The following is a 16,620-nucleotide window of genomic DNA, read 5'->3' on the forward strand; positions in this document are numbered from 1 at the left end:
CCAGTGATGACTGGCCGTGTTTTTTTATTCTTGACAAATGGTTGCTTTATCGGGGTTGTAAAATAGCACCTCGGCAACCAGCGGACGACGGCTTATGGTCTAATGGCGGCTGTTTTGCCATGCACCTCGCCAGCAGGCAGCCTGTGCAACGGTGGCGTGCCTGTGCACGCCGCCACGCCGCATTTCCTTTTTCTCCGTAAGGTCCAGCCCCATGCCCGCAGCCCAGCCCATCGCCTTGTCCGTTAACGACGACATGAACTGGCTCGCCGGTGGGGGCGAAATGGGCGAACTGATCCGCAGCATGGACTGGTCGGCAACGCCGCTCGGACCGCTGTCCGGCTGGCCGCAGAGCCTGCGCACATCGGTGAGCCTGTGCCTGTCGTCGACGTTCCCGATCCTGGTCTGCTGGGGCCCGGACGACATCCAGATCTACAACGACGCCTACCGCCCGATCTGCGGCGACCTGCATCCGGCGGCCATGGGCGCGCCATTCAAGGTGGTCTGGGCCACGGCCCTGCCGGTCGTGGGCGAGGCCTTCGAACTTGCGCACCAGGGCTCCGGTGCGTACATCCGCGACCAGCAGATGTTCCTCGACCGCAGCGGCTATCTCGAAGAAGCCAATATGACGTTCTCGTTCTCGCCGATCCGCGACGAGTCGGGCGCGATCGGCGGCATATTCCATCCAATTACCGAAACCACGGCCCAGGTGCTCAACGCGCGCCGCAGCAAGGGCTTGCGTGACCTGACCGCGAGCCTGGCGACGACGCGTTCGGTCGATGACATCGGCACACAGCTGGCAAGCCACTGCGCGCACATGACCGCCGACGTGCCGTTCGTGCTGTTCTACCAGATCGATGCCGTGACCGGCACGCTGGCGCTGCGCGGCAGCGCTGGCCTGGCGCCGGGCAACCCACTGGCCCCGGTGGCAACCACCTTCGACGACAGCATCTGGCCGTTTGCCCGCAGCAGCAGCTCGCATACGGTCGAACAGGTCGACGACGTGGCAGCGCGCCTCGGGCAGGTCGCTTGCGGGCCTTACGAGGACGCGCCGCGCTCGGCGCTGGTGCTGCCGCTGACCTTGCCCGGCCAGCAAGAGCTGTTCGGCTTTGTCGTGGCCGGGGTCAGCGTGCGCCGCGCGCTCGATGCCGAGTACCGCAACTTTTATGCGTTGCTGGGGGCGGCTGTCAATACCGCCGTGGGCAATGTCATCGCCTACGAGCAGGAACAGCGCCGCGCCGAAGAACTGGCCCAGATCGACCGCGCCAAGACCGCGTTCTTCTCGAACGTCTCGCATGAATTTCGTACGCCGCTGACGCTGATTCTCGGCCCGCTCGACGATGCGCTGGCCGATGCACCCGAGTCGATGAATGCGATCCAGCGCCAGCGCGTCGAGCTCACGCACCGCAACTCGCTGCGCCTGCTCAAGCTGGTCAATTCGCTGCTCGACTTTTCGCGCATCGAGGCGGGCCGCGTGCAGGCCAGCTACGTCCCGGTCGATCTCACGCGCCTGACGGTCGACCTGGCCGGCGTGTTCGAGTCGGCCATGGCGAAGGGCGGCCTGGAGTACACGGTCAATTTGCAGCCGCTGACCCAGCCGGTCTTCGTCGACCGCGACATGTGGGAAAAGATCGTCTTCAACCTGCTGTCGAACGCCTTCAAGTTCACGCTGCACGGCGGCGTGACGGTGACGCTGCGCGAACATGCCGGCATGGCGCGGCTGTCGGTGCAGGACACCGGCACCGGCATTCCCGAGCACGAACTGCCGCGCATGTTCGAGCGCTTCCACCGCATCGAGGGTGCGCCGGGGCGCACCTACGAAGGCACCGGCATCGGCCTGGCGCTGATCCAGGAGCTGGTGCGCCTGCATGGCGGGACGATTGCGGTGTCGAGCGCCTTCGGCGAAGGCACGCGCTTCGACGTCGACCTGCCATTCGGCGACGCGCACCTGCCGGCGGATCGCATCGTGCAGGCGCCGGAGACGATGGCCGATCGCCAGCGCATGGGCGCGGCGTTCGTCGAGGAAGCACTGCGCTGGCTGCCCGATGTGCAGGAAGGCGCTGCGCCGGCACAGGATTCGGACCTGGACACGAGCGCGCCCGCGCAGCCTGAGGTGCAGCACGAAGCGCAGCATGACGCGCGGCCGCGCATCCTGGTCGCCGACGACAACAACGACATGCGTGCCTACCTGAAATCGCTGCTCGAACCGCATGCCGACGTGCGCGCGGTGGCCGATGGCCAGGCGGCCTACGAGATGGCGCTGCTGGACCCGCCCGACCTGCTGCTGTCGGACGTGATGATGCCGCGCCTGGACGGCTTCGGCCTGATCGCCAAGGTGCGCGCCAGCGAAGTGTTGCGCCATCTGCCGGTGATGCTGCTGTCGGCCCGCGCCGGCGAAGAAGCCAAGGTCGAGGGCCTGCAGGCCGGCGCCGACGATTATCTGGTCAAGCCGTTTTCGGCCAACGAACTGCTGGCTCGCATTGGCACCCAGGTGGCGCTGGGACGCGAACGGCGCCAGAACGCACGCGATGCGCAGGCACGCGAAGCGCATGTGCGGGCGCTGATCGACGCCTCGCCAGCGATGCTCTGGACCACCGACAACGACAGCCGGTGCACCTACCTGAGCCGGCGCTGGTACGACTACACGGGCCGCACGCCCGAGCAGGACCTGGGCATGGGCTGGCTCGAGAACGTGCATCCCGACGATGCCGCGCGCTCGGGCGAGATATTCCTGGCCGCCAGCGCGGCCCGCGAGCCGTTCTCGTTCGACTACCGCCTGCGCGGCCAGGACGGCAGCTACCGCTGGTTCATCGATGCCGGCCTGCCGCGCGTGAACGCCGCCGGGGAGCCGGACGGCTATGTCGGCACCGTGATCGACGTCCATGCGCGCAAGCTGTTGCAGGAGCGCTTCGAGCGCGTGTCCGAAGCGGGCGATATCGGCGTCTGGTATGCCGACGTGCCGTTCACGCATTTCCAGATCAATGCCGAGATGGCGCTGCACTTCGGTGTCGACATGGGCCGCGCCGCTACGGTGAGCGAACTGCTCGCAGCGGTCGATCCGGAAGACCGCGAGCGGCTCGCCGAGAGTGTCGAGCACGCGGTGCGCGCCGGCGCGCCGCTGGACCTCGAATTTCGCACTCGTGTTGCCGCAGCGGATGGCGGCGACGGGGCGCCGCGCTGGTTGCGCGCCATCGGCTGGTGTGGCCTGGACAAGAATGGCCAGCCCGAACGCTTCGACGGCGTCACGCTCGATATCGACAGCCAGAAGCACGCCGAGCAGGAACTGCACCGCCTGGCGCGCGAACTGGGTGCCAAGAACCGGGCGCAGAGCGATTTCCTGTTTACGCTTGCGCACGAACTGCGCAATCCGCTGGCGCCGATCCGTTCGGGCCTGGAGCTGATGCGCATCGGCGCGGCCAGCGGCGACGTGCAGGCCATCATGCGGCGCCAGGTCGATCACATGGTGCATCTGGTGGACGATCTGCTCGACATGGCGCGCCTGGCCGAAGGCAAGGTCACGCTGCGCTGCGAGCGTGTACTGCTGGCCGACGCGGTGCGCGAAGCCGTCGACATGAGCATGCCGCTGGTCGAGCGTGGCCGCCACGCGCTGGCCGTGCACCTGCCGGACGGCTATGTCGGCCTGCACGCCGACCGCCATCGCGTGGCCCAGATCCTGAGCAACCTGCTCAACAACGCGGCCAAGTACACGCCGCCAGGCGGCACGCTGGAAATCCGGGCGCAGATCGAGGGCGATGAAGTCGCGATCTCGGTGCTGGACAACGGCATCGGCATCGCCGCCGATGCGCTCGAGGGCGTGTTCGACATGTATGCGCAGGCCCATGCCGGCGCCGAGATGGCGCAAGGCGGACTGGGTGTGGGCCTGAACCTCGTGCAGCGTCTGGTGAAGCTGCATGGCGGCCGGGTGGCCGCCACCAGCGCCGGGGTCGGGCAGGGCAGCCAGTTCACGGTCTGGCTGCCGCTGCCGGCCGACAGCGCCGCGCCGCCGCCAGTCGTGGCCGATGCGGCGCAGCTGGCAGCACAGACCGACCCGGGCGTGCTGCGTATCCTGGTGGTGGACGATAACGTCGATGCGGCCGAGACGCTGCAGGCCCTGCTGGGGATGAACGGGCACACGGTGACCGCCGTGCACGACGGCGCCTCGGCGCTGCTGCAGGCGGCAGCGCTGGTGCCGCAAGTCGTGTTTCTCGATATCGGGTTGCCCGACATGACCGGCTACGACGCGGCCGAAGCGATGCGGCGCATCCCCGGCATGGAAACATCAACGCTGATCGCACTGACAGGTTGGGGCGCGGAGCAGGACCGCAAGCGCTCGAGTCAGGCAGGGTTCGACCATCATCTGACCAAGCCAGCTGATTTTTTGATTGTGGAGCAATTGATCCGCGATGTGGCGGGGCGCACGCCGGTACCTGTCCCGACGCTGTCACAAAACAAACAGCCCGGCTAAAAAGCCGGGCTGCGATGGTGCGCCGAACCCGCCCCAATCTGCAGGGCGATGTTCGGCTGGTTGACCGCGATTACTTGCCGGTCGTACCGCTTGGCGGCGTGGTGGTGCTTTGTGGGTCGGTGGTCTGTGGGCTGGTGGCGCCTTCTGCAGTGCCGGTCATGCCCGTGGTGCCGGTGGCACCAGTCGTGCCCATGGTGCCAGCTGCGCCCGACGTGTCGGTCGTGGTGCCGGTGGTGCCGGCAGCAGCGCCCGTGCCCATGTCGCCCGTACCGGTAGTGCCGGTGCCGGTTGCGCCAGCGCCGGTGTCACCCATGGTGCCGGTGGCGCCCGAGGTGCTGCTTGGCATGGTGGCCGAGGTGTCAGCCGGAACGGTCGTGGTGGTCGCTGCTTCATCTTTCTTGCAAGCGCCCAGCAGGGTTGCCAGCACAGCGGCGGTCAGCAGGATTTTTGGTGCCTTGGTCATTGCATTCATTTTTTCACTCCTCGATTGACGTCTATTTGTGTGCCGCAGATCCCGGATTGCTTGTTGGGACATTGCGGCGCCAGGTCAGTTCCACTGCAGCGCGATGGCCGCTGGTGAAACGTTGAGGGTACCGACGCAATACGCGGCCCCAGTGCGTACTTCTGTGAATCTGTTTCGACTTCAATGTGTTTCAATGCATCTGTGTCAATTAGACCGCAAGCCCGACAGCTGGTTCGTTAGATACCGCACACTTACGGAAATCGGTAACATTATTTACACACATCGTGTGACCGCCGGTGTTCTAGGTTCCCAGGTGCACATCGCCCGCCAGGGGCACCGCATCCTTCGCCGCTGGCTTGTCTTTGTGACCAAGCTGTTCCAGTAACACCGGTACCTCCGCAGCAAGTTCCCGGGCCAGATAACCCAGCGTGCCCAGGCGCTTTGCGAGCCGGTCGCCGGCGCGTGCATGCAGCGCCACGCCCCAGCAGGCGGCCTGCGCTTCGGTGGCGCCGCGCGCCAGCAGGCCACCGATGATGCCGGCCAGGACGTCGCCCGAGCCGGAACTGGCCAGCCCGATATTGCCAGCACCTTCGTGCTGCCACAGCGTGCCGTCCGGCGCGGCGATCACGGTGCGCGCGCCCTTGAGTGCGATGACGGCGTTCCAGTCGCGCGCCGCCGCCAGGGCCGGTGCATCGGGCTGGCCGACGAGGCAATCCTTGTCGATGCCGGTCAGGTGCGCCATTTCGCCGCAGTGCGGCGTCATGATCACGGGACGGTCGAAACGCATCGGCTTGCCCTCGGGCCAATGCTCTGGTGGATAGAGGAGAACGTCCATCGCGCAGGCGTCGAGCACCAGGCCCACGTCCGCGTCGACCAGGTGGGGCAGCAGTGCATGCACCAGGCGGGCCGTGCTCGCTTCGTCGCGCATGCCGGGCCCGACCAGCACGGCGTTGACGCGATCGGCCAGCGGGTCGAGGCTGGACAGGGCGTCGAGGCTGAAGCCATCGGTATCGTGCTCGGTCAGGCCGATCACACGCGCTTCGGGCATCGCCAGCGCCACCAGCTGGGCGACGCTGGCGCCGGTCGCGATCGTGAGCTTGCCGGCCCCGGCGCGCAGCGCGGCCGTGGCCGCCAGGATGATGGCGCCCGGCATTTCGCGCGAGCCGCCGATGATCAATATGTGGCCGCGTACTTCCTTGTCGCCTGCCGCGCCCGGTTGCGGCAGTGGCCAGGCGGCCAGCATGGCGGCGTTGACGTCGTGTACCTGGTTCATGTCCATGCTGGGTACCCTTATGCGTTGGGGGCGGATGCGACGTCCTTGGCCACGGTGACCGGTGTGCCGGTCTCCTCCAGCGGCGCGACGAAATTGACCAGGCGCAGTGCCAGGTCGCCGCGCTTGCCGGCCTCGGGATCGAATTCGTAGGATGTGACGGAACAGTTCGGGACATCGTCGCTGCGGTCGAAGTCGAGGATCTGCGCTTCGGTGAGGTGCTCGAACAGGTAGCGGAAGCAATTGACCGTGACCTGGTGTGCAACGATCAGCACGCGCTCGCCGGCAAATTCCCGTTCCAGCGTATCCATGACACTGCGCAGGCGCAGGATGACGTCACACCAGCTTTCGCCGCCGGGCGGGCGGAAATAGAACTTGCCGACGTGATGGCGCTGCTCGTAGAGGTCGGGGAAGTCGTGCGCGATGCCGTGTGTCGTCAGGCGGTCGAGCACGCCGAATTCCTTCTCGCGCAGGCGCTCGTCTTCACGCACGCACAGGCTGTCGCGGTCGAGGTGGCGCATCACGAGGTTGGCCGTTTCGGCGGCGCGCACGTACGGCGAATGCAGCACGACCGTCGGGCGCTGTGCTGCGGGGAGCGATGCGAACCAGGCGCCGAGGGCGTCGGACTGGCGCTCGCCAAGGTCGGACAATGGCACGTCGACGTCGCGCTCGGCGATGTCGATGCGGTGTCCTGCTGCTGCTTCAGCCAGGTCCCGGGCGACGTTGCCGGCGCTCTGTCCGTGCCGCACGACCCAAATTTCCTGTGGCCATTTTTGTTCCATGAAGTCCGCCAAAAAGTTATCTTGGCGTCATCATAGAAGGTTTCATGACGGCTTCAGCGCACGATTGTTCCGTGCACGGAAACCGTCGGGCAACGTCAGACAGCCCGCGCCTCGCTGTCCAGGTTGATGTCGGCGTCATCGTTGAACACGCGCATATCGGTCTGCCCCATGACCCGGCTGGTGACCGTGCCGGCGGCGATCGAGCCGCTGACATTCAGCGCCGTGCGGCCCATGTCGATCAGCGGTTCGACCGAGATCAAGAGGCCCGCAAGCGCCACCGGCAGGTCCATCGCCGACAGCACGATCAGCGCCGCGAACGTGGCGCCGCCGCCCACGCCGGCCACGCCGATCGAGCCGAAGGCGATGATCGCCAGCAGCGGCAGCAGGAACGCGGCCGTGAACGGATCGACGCCGACCGTCGGCGCGATCATCACCGCCAGCATGGCCGGGTAGATGCCGGCGCAGCCGTTCTGGCCGATCGTGGCGCCGAACGAGGCGGCGAAGTTGGCCGTGCCTTCGGGCGTGCCCAGGCGCGCGGTCTGCGTGGCCACGCTCATCGGGATCGAGCCGGCGCTCGTGCGCGACGTGAACGCGAACACCAGCACCGGGAAGATCTTCTTCACGTAGCGCCAGGGTTTCAGGCCGGCCGCTGCGACCATCGCCAGGTGGACGCAGAACATCAGCGCCAGCGCGGCATACGAGGCGACCACGAAGTTGAGCAGGCCAAGAATGTCTTGCCAGCTCGAGCTCGAGACGACCTTGGCCATCAGCGCGAACACGCCGTACGGGGTCAGGCGCAGCACGAGCGTGACCATGCGCATCACGATCACGTGCGCCACGTGCACGAAGCTGCTGAACGACGTGAAGACTTCCGGCTTCTTGCCGGCGATGCCGGTGGCCGAGACACCGATGAAGATCGCGAAGATCACCACCGCAATGGTCGAGGTCTTGCGCGCGCCGGTCATGTCGAGGAACGGGTTGGCCGGGATGAAGGACAGCAGCAGCGACGGCAGCGACAGTTCCTTGGCCGCGGCCAGGTTGCCCTGCATGTATTCGCCGCGCGCGACTTCGGCAGCGGTGGAGGTCAGGCCGACCGCCGTCAGGCCGAACAGCTTGGCCATCAGGATGCCGATCGAGGCCGCCACGATGGTCGTGATGAGCAGGATGCCGATCGTGAGCGTGCTGATCTTGCCAAGCGACGAGGCGTCGCGCAGCTTCAGGATCGCCTGGATGATCGAGACCATGATCAATGGAATGATGATCATCTGCAGCAGCTGGACATAGCCGCTGCCGATCACGTTCAGCCACGCATTGGTGGCCTTGATCTCCGGGCCACCCACGTCGTACATCACCTGCAGCGCCGCGCCGAGCACGACGCCAAGGCCTAGGCCGGCGAACACGCGCTTGGTGAATGAAACATGATTGGCCTGCAACCGGTACAGGAAAACGCAGACGGCCAGGGCAATGGCGAGGTTGAGCAGGACGGGAAGTGTCATGGGGGCTTCGATGGGGCGGCGTGGACAATCGTGTCATTTTATCGACAAAGTTGCCTGTTCACAGTGCGCTTGTCATTTTTGCCAAGGCGCAGCTTGTCCTGGCGGCCCCTGGCTGTTGCGGACCAGCGACGCTGGCAGCGGCTTGTATAGGTAACCGGTCAATCTCCCGCTCAATACTTCCCACGGGGAAGACAAAGTTTCTATAATCCAATAACGCACCTTCTTATCCCTTTTCACGTCAGCCCAGCGAACATGTTCAAACATCTCAGCATCAAGTCGCGCCTCATTTTCGTCATCGCGTTTCTCGCGGTCGAACTCATCGCCGGCGCCGTCATCGGCATCTACAACCTTGGCACGGCCAACGCTGAGCTCAAGCAGATGTACGATCGCCGCCTGGTCGGGTTGAGCCAGGCCGGGGAGGTCACCCAGCTGATCACGGCAAACCAGCTGGCCGTCGCGAAAGCCATCAACCTGGAAGATGCCGGCCAGCGCAGCGCCGCGATGGACACCGTCACCGCAACGAGCGCGACCATCAACAAACTGTGGGGCGAGTTCACGCAGATTCCGATGAGCGAAAAGGAGCGCGCGCTGGTCGGGGAAATCGCTGCGGCGCGCAAGGCGTTCCTCGATGGCGGCCTGCTGCCGGCAGTCGCGGCGATTCGCGCCAATGACAATGTGCAGGCGGTCCAGTTGCTGAACGGGCCGATGACGCAGTTGTATGCACCGCTCAATACGCTGGGCATCCGGCTGATCGAAGAACAGCAGGCCGCGGCGCTGACCGAATACCAGGCCTCGCAGGCTACTTTTGAGCTGGTGCGCGCGGTATGCCTGGCCGGCCTGGCCTTCGGCCTCATCATGGCCGCGCTGGTCGGGTACCTGCTGGTGCGCGCGATCGTGCGTCCGATCGAGCAGGCCGTGAAGATCGCCGGCGCCGTCGCCCAGGGCGACCTGACCCAGACCATCGAGGTCACCTCGATTGATGAAACCGGGCGCCTGCTGCAGGCGCTCAAGGACATGAACGATTCGCTGGTGCGCATCGTTGGCCAGGTCCGTACCGGCACCGACAATATCGCCACCGCCTCAAGCGAAATTGCGGCCGGCAACCTGGATCTGTCGTCGCGCACCGAGCAGCAGGCCGGCTCGCTGGAAGAAACCGCCTCGTCAATGGAAGAACTGACGTCGACCGTCAAGCAGAACGCCGACAATGCGCGCCAGGCCAATGCGCTGGCCACGTCGGCATCGGAAGTGGCGGGCAAGGGCGGCGCCGTGGTGGCCGAGGTGGTGCAGACGATGGGCGCGATCAACACATCGGCCACGCGCATCGTCGATATCATCGCCGTGATCGACGGCATCGCGTTCCAGACCAATATCCTGGCCCTGAACGCAGCCGTCGAGGCAGCGCGCGCCGGCGAGCAGGGCCGCGGCTTTGCGGTGGTGGCGGGCGAGGTGCGCAGCCTGGCGCAGCGCAGCGCGGCGGCAGCCAAGGAAATCAAGGTGCTGATCGACGATTCGGTCGAGAAGGTGCACCACGGCTCGCAACTGGTGGACCGCGCCGGCACGACGATGGCCGAGATCGTGCAAAGCGTGAATCGCGTGACCGACATCATGTCCGAGATTACCGCCGCCAGCCAGGAGCAGACAGCCGGCATCGAGCAGATCAACGGCGCTATCGCGCAGATGGATCAGGTGACGACGCAGAATGCGGCGCTGGTCGAACAGGCGTCGGCGGCGGCGACATCGCTGCAGGAAGAAGCGGCCAAGCTGGCGCAGACCGTGGGCGAGTTCAAGCTTGCAACGTCGCCGGGTGTGCGCGCAGTCATGGCCAAGCCGCGCGTGGTGACCAGTGCGCCGAAGATGGTGGGCAATGCAGCACTGCCTGCGGTGGCCAAAGCGACGCCGCCTGTGGTGGCCAAACCTGCGCTGAAGCCGGTAGCCAAAGCGCCGGTAAAACCGGTCGTGATGACAACTCTCGCCGATGCCCCGCCAGCCGCGAAGCCGGTGAAGCCGGCGAAGGCAGCGAAGGCAGAGACCGCCAACGCGAGCACTGGCGACGGCTGGGAAGAGTTCTGACGCGGTCCGGGATTGGCGGCCCGGCCGCCGATCCTACCGCACCGTGCGCAACGTGCGCAGCCCCGCCGCCAATAACAGCAAGGCCAGCAAGGCCAGCGCCAGCAACTGCCCCGGCGCCAGCGTTCCCTTCATCGCGCGGCCGTCATACACCGGCAGCTTCGCCGCATCGCCCGGCGTGAACGGCCGCTCATTAAACATGTACGGATAGAAGAACTGCCGCAGCTGCGTGTGATACGCCCCGATCCGGTCGTGGTACGCCAGTTGCGAGGCCAGGTCGGTATCGGCCAGCCGGTGCAGCAGCACCTGCACGTTCACCGACGCCAGCAGCAGCCCGGCGCGCGCGGTCCAGTCTTCGCGCGCCACCATGCTGGCGCGGTACTGCGCCACGCTTGGCGCTACCGCATCGTCGCCCGCCTGGTGCATCGCGTAATACCACTTCCAGTGGAAGCGCCCGGTGACCGGCGCCGTGTCCTTCCATTCGGGATGCGTGCGGAAGAATTTCTCGAACGTGTCGGGCTTGGGCACGTCCCACGCCGAGTGCACGGCCTGGCGCTGCGCCAGCGCCAGCTCGACGCCTTTCGACACCGGCGACAGGCGTGCGATGCCCGCATCGGCCAGCGTCGGCAGGATCATCGTCAGTCCTACCAGGCTCGCCAGCAGGATCGCGGCGCTGCCGGCCGACGTGCGCGCACGCGCCGCCACCCAGGCCGACAGGCCGAACCAGAACGCCAGGTACAGCGTCGCCACCAGCGCAATCTGGCCGAAGCCCGTCACGCCGGCGCCGGCGATGAAGGCGCCTACTGCCAGTGGCAGCAGCGCGGCGAGCCATAGCAACGCATAGCGCAAGCCGACGCGGCGGCGCCAGGTATCGGCCGCACCTTTCGGCAGGGACGCCAGCAGGCGCAGGCGCCCGGCTTCGCGCTCGCTCGAAACCAAGTCGTGCATCAGCGCGATGACGAACAGCGGCGTCAGGTACACCAGCACGAATGCGAAATCGAAGCGCCCCGGCATGGCCAGCTCGGGATTGATCGACTCGGATTCGTACAGCTGCGCGTGCAGGCCCAGGATGCGCACGCGCAGCGCCGACGGCTGCAGATCGCGCCCGCCGATGGCGGCGAATGCCAGCGGTGACGGCGGATTGACGGTCAGGTGCGGCAGGTAGTAGCCGACCGCGCCGGCTTCGGCATTCCCACTGCGTAACTGCGTGGCCAGGATGGCCGCATGGTCATGGGCATGCCTCGCGGCGATGCGCTCGAGCGTGGCGCGCTGCTGGCTCACGGCGTGCAGGCCGGTCCAGACGGACAGCGCGGACAGCAGCGCGAGCAGCACGACGGCGCCGACAGCCAGGCGCGAGTGCGCGATCTGACGTAGTTCCAATAACAGTGTTTTCATGCCGGATTCCTTTCCAGGCGTTTGGCGACCCAGCCGCCGATTCCCGCCAGCGCCAGCAGCCAGCCACCGAGCAGGGCGAACGCGGGCCAGGCATGGCGCGCGGCGACGTCGGCGAACGGGGCAGGGGCGTAGCCGAAGCGCGGCGTGTCTTCCCAGTGGTGCTTGTCGATACGCTCGTCGCCGGCGCCGGTGGGCGTGACGACGTTGACGTGCAGGCCGTTGAGCCGCTGGACGAAGGCGTAGCGGTAGCGTTCACCTTCGAGCAGGAAGCGCGCGTGGCTGTCGAGATTGGTGCCGGACAGTGCGGTCGACATGCGGCGCAGCGCGATCAGCGGACTGGCCACGCTGGCCGAATGGACGATCGCACTTTCTTCACTCTGGCGGGCATGGTCGGCGCGCATGAATTCATCGAACAGGGCGCTCGTCATGCGCTCGCCCTCGGCCATCAACAGGCCACTGTAGTTGACCGGCAGGTCTTCCACGCGCGCGACGCCGTAGTGTTTCAGCGTGCGCGCGCGGAATGCATTGAAGTACGGGTCGTCCGGATTGTGGGTATCGCCGATCGCGGCCAGGCGCTCGTGGATCGCGACCTCGGTCTCGATGCGGCTCGGGCGGCCCACGTCGCCGGCCGCGACATCGGGCATCACGCGCGGCAGCAGGATCGCCGTGACGATCCAGCCGGCCACCAGCGCCAGCAGCGCGTCGCGCGCCCGGGGCAGCGATGCCGACACCAGCACGGCCGCCACGACCCATACCAGCAGGTACAGCGCATACCCGGCCAGCAGCGCCAGCGCCTCGGCCGCGACCGTCGGGTGCACGACAGCGATCGCCACCAGCGCGATGAAGGCCGGTGCGCCCAGCAGCAGCGTCACGCCCGCATGGGCCGCGAGTTTGCCCAGCAACAGCGTCGCGCCGCCCACACCCTGCACGATCTGCAGCCGCAACTGGCCGCGCTCACGCTCGCGCGCGACGCTCCCGAAGGCGAGGAACACGATCAGCAGCGGCGTGAGCACCTGCAGCACGAAGGCCGGTGTCAGCTGGCCAAAACGCAGCAGCACCGACGACTGGGCGGCATCGCTGAAGTTGGCGCTGTTCTGGCGGTGGCCTTCCAGAAACAGCGTGCTGCCGGTGAACGGATCGACGCCGAAATCGAAGAAGGCGAGGGGACTCAGCGGCCGGAACACATAGTGGCCGTAATGGACGACGCGGTGCGGATGGCGATCCGGCTGGTTGGCCCACTGGGCGTCGACCGTGCTCTGGAAGCGCGCCCGTTCGGCGTTCACGGCGCCCACGCGCTCATGGCTGACGACGATGGCCACGAGCGTGAGCGCCAGCATCAGGATGCCGGCGGCGACGGCCACCTGGTTGCGCAGCATGGCGCGCCACTCGCCCACGGCAACTGCGGGCAGTGCCCGGGAAACGCTCATGCGGCCTCCGGCCTGGCGGCAGCGTTCGTGGCACCGGCGTAGCGCCGGTACAGGTCGCGCACGTCATAGTGTTCGGCGCCGCTGGCGGCCACTTCGTGGCCGATGTGGCCGCGCTCCAGAAAACCGATGCGGTCGGCCACTTCGGCCGCGCCCAGCAGATCGTGCGTGACCATGAAGATGGCGCTGCCCCGTGCGCGCAGGTCTTGCAGCAGCGTGTTGAATTCGCTGGTGGCCTGCGGGTCCAGGCCCGTGGTCGGCTCGTCGAGCAATAGCAGCGGCACCTGGCGCGCCACGGCAAGGGCGATCGCGACCTTCTGGCGCATGCCTTTCGAGTAGCCGCCGAGGCGGCGCGTCCATGCGGCCGGATCGAGCCGCACCGCGCTCAAGGCATCGTCGATGGTAGCGTCAAGGGTGGCATTAAGCGGAGCGCTGCCGGCCAGGCGCAGGAAGTAGTCGATGTTTTCGCGGGCGCTCAGGTGTTCGTAAAGGGCGACGTTTTCGGGCACGTAGGCAAGCTGGCCGCGCGCGGCGAGCGGGTCGGCGGCGACGTCGATGCCGCACACGCGCACGCTGCCGGCCTGCGGTGCGAGAAAGCCGAGGAAGGCGTTGAGCGTCGTCGACTTGCCGGCGCCATTGCCGCCCAGCAGGGCATAGATTTCACCGCGCGCAACGCGCAGGTTCAGGTCGCGCAGCACGGTCGTGGCGCCGTAGGCGACGGTCACGCCGGTCGCTTCCATGGCAGGAGTGGTCATGGTCATCGTGTTCTTTCAGAGTAAACAAGGGATGCCGGCGCACGCATGCAGCGTGCACGCTCGATGCAGACGTACGCAAAGGCGGCGCCGGCAAACGGGACGGAGATGACTCGCGCCGCTACGCCGTCACGTCACGTTGGTGACCGCGTCGGCGCAAGGACGAATCAGTGGACGGACTGGTGGCGTGGTGGCGCCTGGGGGGAAGGGATCAGGTACTGGCGCCGGTAGAATGGCGCGGGGCGCGGCAGGCGCGCGAGAAGGTAGGCGACCGCCAGGAAGACGGCCAGCAGTTGTGGCGACACGGCCGGCAGGTCCGCCGTGGCATGGGCGGCGACCTGGCAGCTGACGCAGTCGGACAGCTGCTCGGCCAGGTCATGCTCGTGGTATGAGCTGCCGATGAGTTGCAGCGCCAGGATCAGCGCGCACGCACACAGGAGCAGCCGGCGCAGGGCCGTGCTGGTGTGGGTGATGCGTAAGGTGTGCAACAGCGACATGCAATCCTGATGGAACGGGTGACGGCGCAGTATAGCCCGGCCATTACGGCGCGGGCAAGGCGCAAGGCGGGGCGCAATGCGCCGGCTTACTCGAACGCCACCAGCAGCGTGGCCAGGCTGATGCAGACGACGGCGACCACGCCGATGCGCTGGCGCAGGCGGCGGCGGCCGGCGACGATGTCTTGCGCGATATGACGGCGTGGCTTTTTTGGATTGCTGCGGTCGACGGCGGTCGCCGTATGGATCGGCGTGCGGTGACGCTGGACTTGTTCGGTGTGCATAAATGGCTCCAGTTGCAGGCCCCGGCGGTGCAAGGTCAATAGTGTGCGTTTATTTGTGCTTCTGCTTGTGTTTGAGGCAATAAACAATCCTAGCATGCACGGATTCACTTGTGGAAGGCCGCGTCCTCAACCGTGCGCAGGTACGGACAGCCAGCGTACCGGACCTGCAGCGCCGTCCAAAAAGAGGCGCTGCGCGATCGTAGTGCGCGGCGCACGCCATGCTGCGGTGCATTGCAGCGGTGGCCCTGCTCGCGCTCACTCTGGGACGGTCACTGGCACGAAGCTTGCGTAATAACCAATGCGCAACGGAGCGCACGAGGTGAATGCCAACGCTGGCCCGCCTCCCCGGACAACGACGTCTACCAACGCATGAACACGTTCATGTGCGGTAGTCGTTTTTTTTTGCCTGATCACTTTTTGGGATTTGCAATGGAAAATCAACAGCGTCAAGCGCAGGGCAACCCGTCCACCGGCACGAACGTCGATGGGACGCGCCGGAACATTATCCAGGGTGCGTCGCTGGCAGCGGCCGGCAGCCTGCTGGGCCTGGCCGGGGGCGGGGCATGGGCGGCGGGGTCGGACAAGCCCGAAAAAACCGAGATCAAGATCGGCTTCATTCCACTGACCGATTGCGCATCGGTGGTGATGGCGTCGGTGCTGGGCTTAGACAAGAAGTACGGCGTCAAGTTCGTGCTGAGCAAAGAGGCTTCGTGGGCCGGCGTGCGCGACAAGCTCGCCAACGGCGACCTCGACGCTGCCCACGTGCTGTACGGCCTGCTGTACGGCGTGCAGATGGGCATTGGCGGCCAGAAGAAGGACATGGCCGTGCTGATGGGCCTGAACAACAATGGCCAGGCCATCACGCTGTCGAAGCAACTGGCCACCAAGGGCGCGGTCGACGGCGCCTCGCTCGCCAAGCTGATGCGCACCGAAAAACGCGACTACACGTTCGCACAAACCTTCCCGACTGGCACCCACGCGATGTGGCTGTATTACTGGCTGGCCGCCAATGGCATCAATCCGATGAAGGACGCCAAGGTCATCACCGTGCCGCCGCCGCAGATGGTGGCCAATATGCGCATTGGGAACATGGACGGCTTCTGCGTCGGCGAACCGTGGGGCCACCGCGCCATCATGGACGGCATCGGCATCACCGCCACGACGACCCAGGACATCTGGCGCGACCACCCCGAGAAGGTGCTGGGCTCGACGCTGGAATTTGCCAAGGCCAATCCGAACACGTGCCGCGCGATGATGGCCGCCATCCTGGAGGCGGGCAAGTGGATCGATGCGTCGCTGGCCAACAAGAACAAGATGGCCGAAGTGATCGCCGCCAAGTCGTACGTCAACACCAGCAAGGATGCGATCGACCAGCGCATCATGGGCCGGTACCAGAACGGCATGGGGAAGACCTGGGACGACGCGAACCACATGAAGTTCTACAACGATGGCCTGGTCAACTTCCCGTACCTGTCCGACGGTATGTGGTTCATGACGCAGCATCGTCGCTGGGGCCTGCTCAAGACCGATCCGGATTACCTGGCGGTGGCAACGGCGGTCAACCAGGTCCAGCTGTACAAGGACGCGGCGACGATGACGAAGACGCCGGTCCCGGCGGGCTTGCTGCGCACATCGAAGCTGATGGACGGCGCCGTGTGGGATGGCAAGAACCCACAGGCGTATGCCGCGTCGTTCAAGGTCAAGGCTTGACCATCCACCCGTACTGCGAGG

The 16,620-nt window shown here is 66.3% G+C and carries 12 protein-coding genes; 3 read left to right on the forward strand and 9 right to left on the reverse strand.

Going from position 1 to position 16,620, the window contains the following annotated elements; translation table 11 throughout:
- The first annotated feature begins 211 nt into the window (after window positions 1-211).
- Complete coding sequence (locus tag AC56LV_RS01610; protein WP_499555516.1) at window positions 212-4,462, forward strand: ATP-binding protein; 4,251 nt, start codon at window positions 212-214, stop codon at window positions 4,460-4,462.
- 70 nt (window positions 4,463-4,532) lie between these two features.
- Here the strand turns inward: AC56LV_RS01610 and AC56LV_RS01615 are convergent, their stop codons facing one another.
- From AC56LV_RS01615 to AC56LV_RS01630, 4 genes are all read right to left on the reverse strand, one after another.
- Window positions 4,533-4,934, reverse strand: a complete 402-nt coding sequence (locus tag AC56LV_RS01615; protein WP_499555518.1) for a hypothetical protein — start codon at window positions 4,932-4,934, stop codon at window positions 4,533-4,535.
- Window positions 4,935-5,226: 292 nt separating this feature from the next.
- Complete coding sequence (locus tag AC56LV_RS01620; protein WP_499555520.1) at window positions 5,227-6,204, reverse strand: NAD(P)H-hydrate dehydratase; 978 nt, start codon at window positions 6,202-6,204, stop codon at window positions 5,227-5,229.
- Between the two features lie 11 nt (window positions 6,205-6,215).
- Window positions 6,216-6,977 (reverse strand): histidine phosphatase family protein, encoded by a 762-nt coding sequence (locus tag AC56LV_RS01625; protein WP_499555522.1) that lies wholly within the window; start codon window positions 6,975-6,977, stop codon window positions 6,216-6,218.
- A gap of 95 nt (window positions 6,978-7,072) precedes the next feature.
- Entirely contained in the window at window positions 7,073-8,473 is a 1,401-nt protein-coding gene (locus AC56LV_RS01630) for an L-cystine transporter (protein WP_499555524.1), read from the reverse strand.
- 252 nt (window positions 8,474-8,725) lie between these two features.
- Here AC56LV_RS01630 and AC56LV_RS01635 point away from each other — a divergent pair, with 252 nt between their 5' ends.
- A complete protein-coding gene (locus AC56LV_RS01635) occupies window positions 8,726-10,543 on the forward strand; it encodes a methyl-accepting chemotaxis protein (protein ID WP_499555526.1) in 1,818 nt (605 codons plus the stop codon).
- Between the two features lie 33 nt (window positions 10,544-10,576).
- Here the strand turns inward: AC56LV_RS01635 and AC56LV_RS01640 are convergent, their stop codons facing one another.
- The 5 genes from AC56LV_RS01640 to AC56LV_RS01660 form a co-directional block, all read right to left on the reverse strand.
- Window positions 10,577-11,935: a DUF3526 domain-containing protein gene (locus tag AC56LV_RS01640; protein ID WP_499555528.1), complete on the reverse strand. Its 1,359-nt coding sequence runs from the start codon at window positions 11,933-11,935 to the stop codon at window positions 10,577-10,579.
- The gene (locus tag AC56LV_RS01645; RefSeq protein ID WP_499555530.1) at window positions 11,932-13,362 is read right to left on the reverse strand and encodes a DUF3526 domain-containing protein; all 1,431 of its coding nucleotides are present in this window, start codon (window positions 13,360-13,362) and stop codon (window positions 11,932-11,934) included. The genes AC56LV_RS01640 and AC56LV_RS01645 overlap by 4 nt, the downstream gene beginning before the upstream one ends.
- Window positions 13,359-14,114, reverse strand: coding sequence for an ABC transporter ATP-binding protein (locus AC56LV_RS01650; protein WP_499555532.1), 756 nt, complete (start codon window positions 14,112-14,114; stop codon window positions 13,359-13,361). The genes AC56LV_RS01645 and AC56LV_RS01650 overlap by 4 nt, the downstream gene beginning before the upstream one ends.
- A gap of 164 nt (window positions 14,115-14,278) precedes the next feature.
- Window positions 14,279-14,608: a hypothetical protein gene (locus AC56LV_RS01655; RefSeq protein WP_499555534.1), complete on the reverse strand. Its 330-nt coding sequence runs from the start codon at window positions 14,606-14,608 to the stop codon at window positions 14,279-14,281.
- 86 nt (window positions 14,609-14,694) lie between these two features.
- Entirely contained in the window at window positions 14,695-14,889 is a 195-nt protein-coding gene (locus AC56LV_RS01660) for a hypothetical protein (protein WP_499555536.1), read from the reverse strand.
- Window positions 14,890-15,318: 429 nt separating this feature from the next.
- On the opposite strand from AC56LV_RS01660, the gene AC56LV_RS01665 reads away from it, so the two are divergent.
- Complete coding sequence (locus AC56LV_RS01665; protein ID WP_499555538.1) at window positions 15,319-16,599, forward strand: CmpA/NrtA family ABC transporter substrate-binding protein; 1,281 nt, start codon at window positions 15,319-15,321, stop codon at window positions 16,597-16,599.
- The last annotated feature ends 21 nt before the right edge of the window (window positions 16,600-16,620 follow it).

This window comes from Telluria sp. RB2R28, assembly GCF_059685835.1.

What these genes read in the sequence shown, in the direction of transcription:
- AC56LV_RS01610 (WP_499555516.1), top strand. Translation starts at nt 212, where the DNA reads ATGCCCGCAGCCCAGCCCATCGCCTTGTCCGTTAACGACGACATGAAC.
- AC56LV_RS01635 (WP_499555526.1), top strand. Translation starts at nt 8,726, where the DNA reads ATGTTCAAACATCTCAGCATCAAGTCGCGCCTCATTTTCGTCATCGCG.
- AC56LV_RS01640 (WP_499555528.1), bottom strand. Translation starts at nt 11,935, where the DNA reads ATGAAAACACTGTTATTGGAACTACGTCAGATCGCGCACTCGCGCCTG.
- AC56LV_RS01650 (WP_499555532.1), bottom strand. Translation starts at nt 14,114, where the DNA reads ATGACCACTCCTGCCATGGAAGCGACCGGCGTGACCGTCGCCTACGGC.
- AC56LV_RS01620 (WP_499555520.1), bottom strand. Translation starts at nt 6,204, where the DNA reads ATGGACATGAACCAGGTACACGACGTCAACGCCGCCATGCTGGCCGCC.
- AC56LV_RS01630 (WP_499555524.1), bottom strand. Translation starts at nt 8,473, where the DNA reads ATGACACTTCCCGTCCTGCTCAACCTCGCCATTGCCCTGGCCGTCTGC.
- AC56LV_RS01655 (WP_499555534.1), bottom strand. Translation starts at nt 14,608, where the DNA reads ATGTCGCTGTTGCACACCTTACGCATCACCCACACCAGCACGGCCCTG.
- AC56LV_RS01625 (WP_499555522.1), bottom strand. Translation starts at nt 6,977, where the DNA reads ATGGAACAAAAATGGCCACAGGAAATTTGGGTCGTGCGGCACGGACAG.
- AC56LV_RS01665 (WP_499555538.1), top strand. Translation starts at nt 15,319, where the DNA reads ATGGAAAATCAACAGCGTCAAGCGCAGGGCAACCCGTCCACCGGCACG.
- AC56LV_RS01645 (WP_499555530.1), bottom strand. Translation starts at nt 13,362, where the DNA reads ATGAGCGTTTCCCGGGCACTGCCCGCAGTTGCCGTGGGCGAGTGGCGC.
- AC56LV_RS01615 (WP_499555518.1), bottom strand. Translation starts at nt 4,934, where the DNA reads ATGAATGCAATGACCAAGGCACCAAAAATCCTGCTGACCGCCGCTGTG.
- AC56LV_RS01660 (WP_499555536.1), bottom strand. Translation starts at nt 14,889, where the DNA reads ATGCACACCGAACAAGTCCAGCGTCACCGCACGCCGATCCATACGGCG.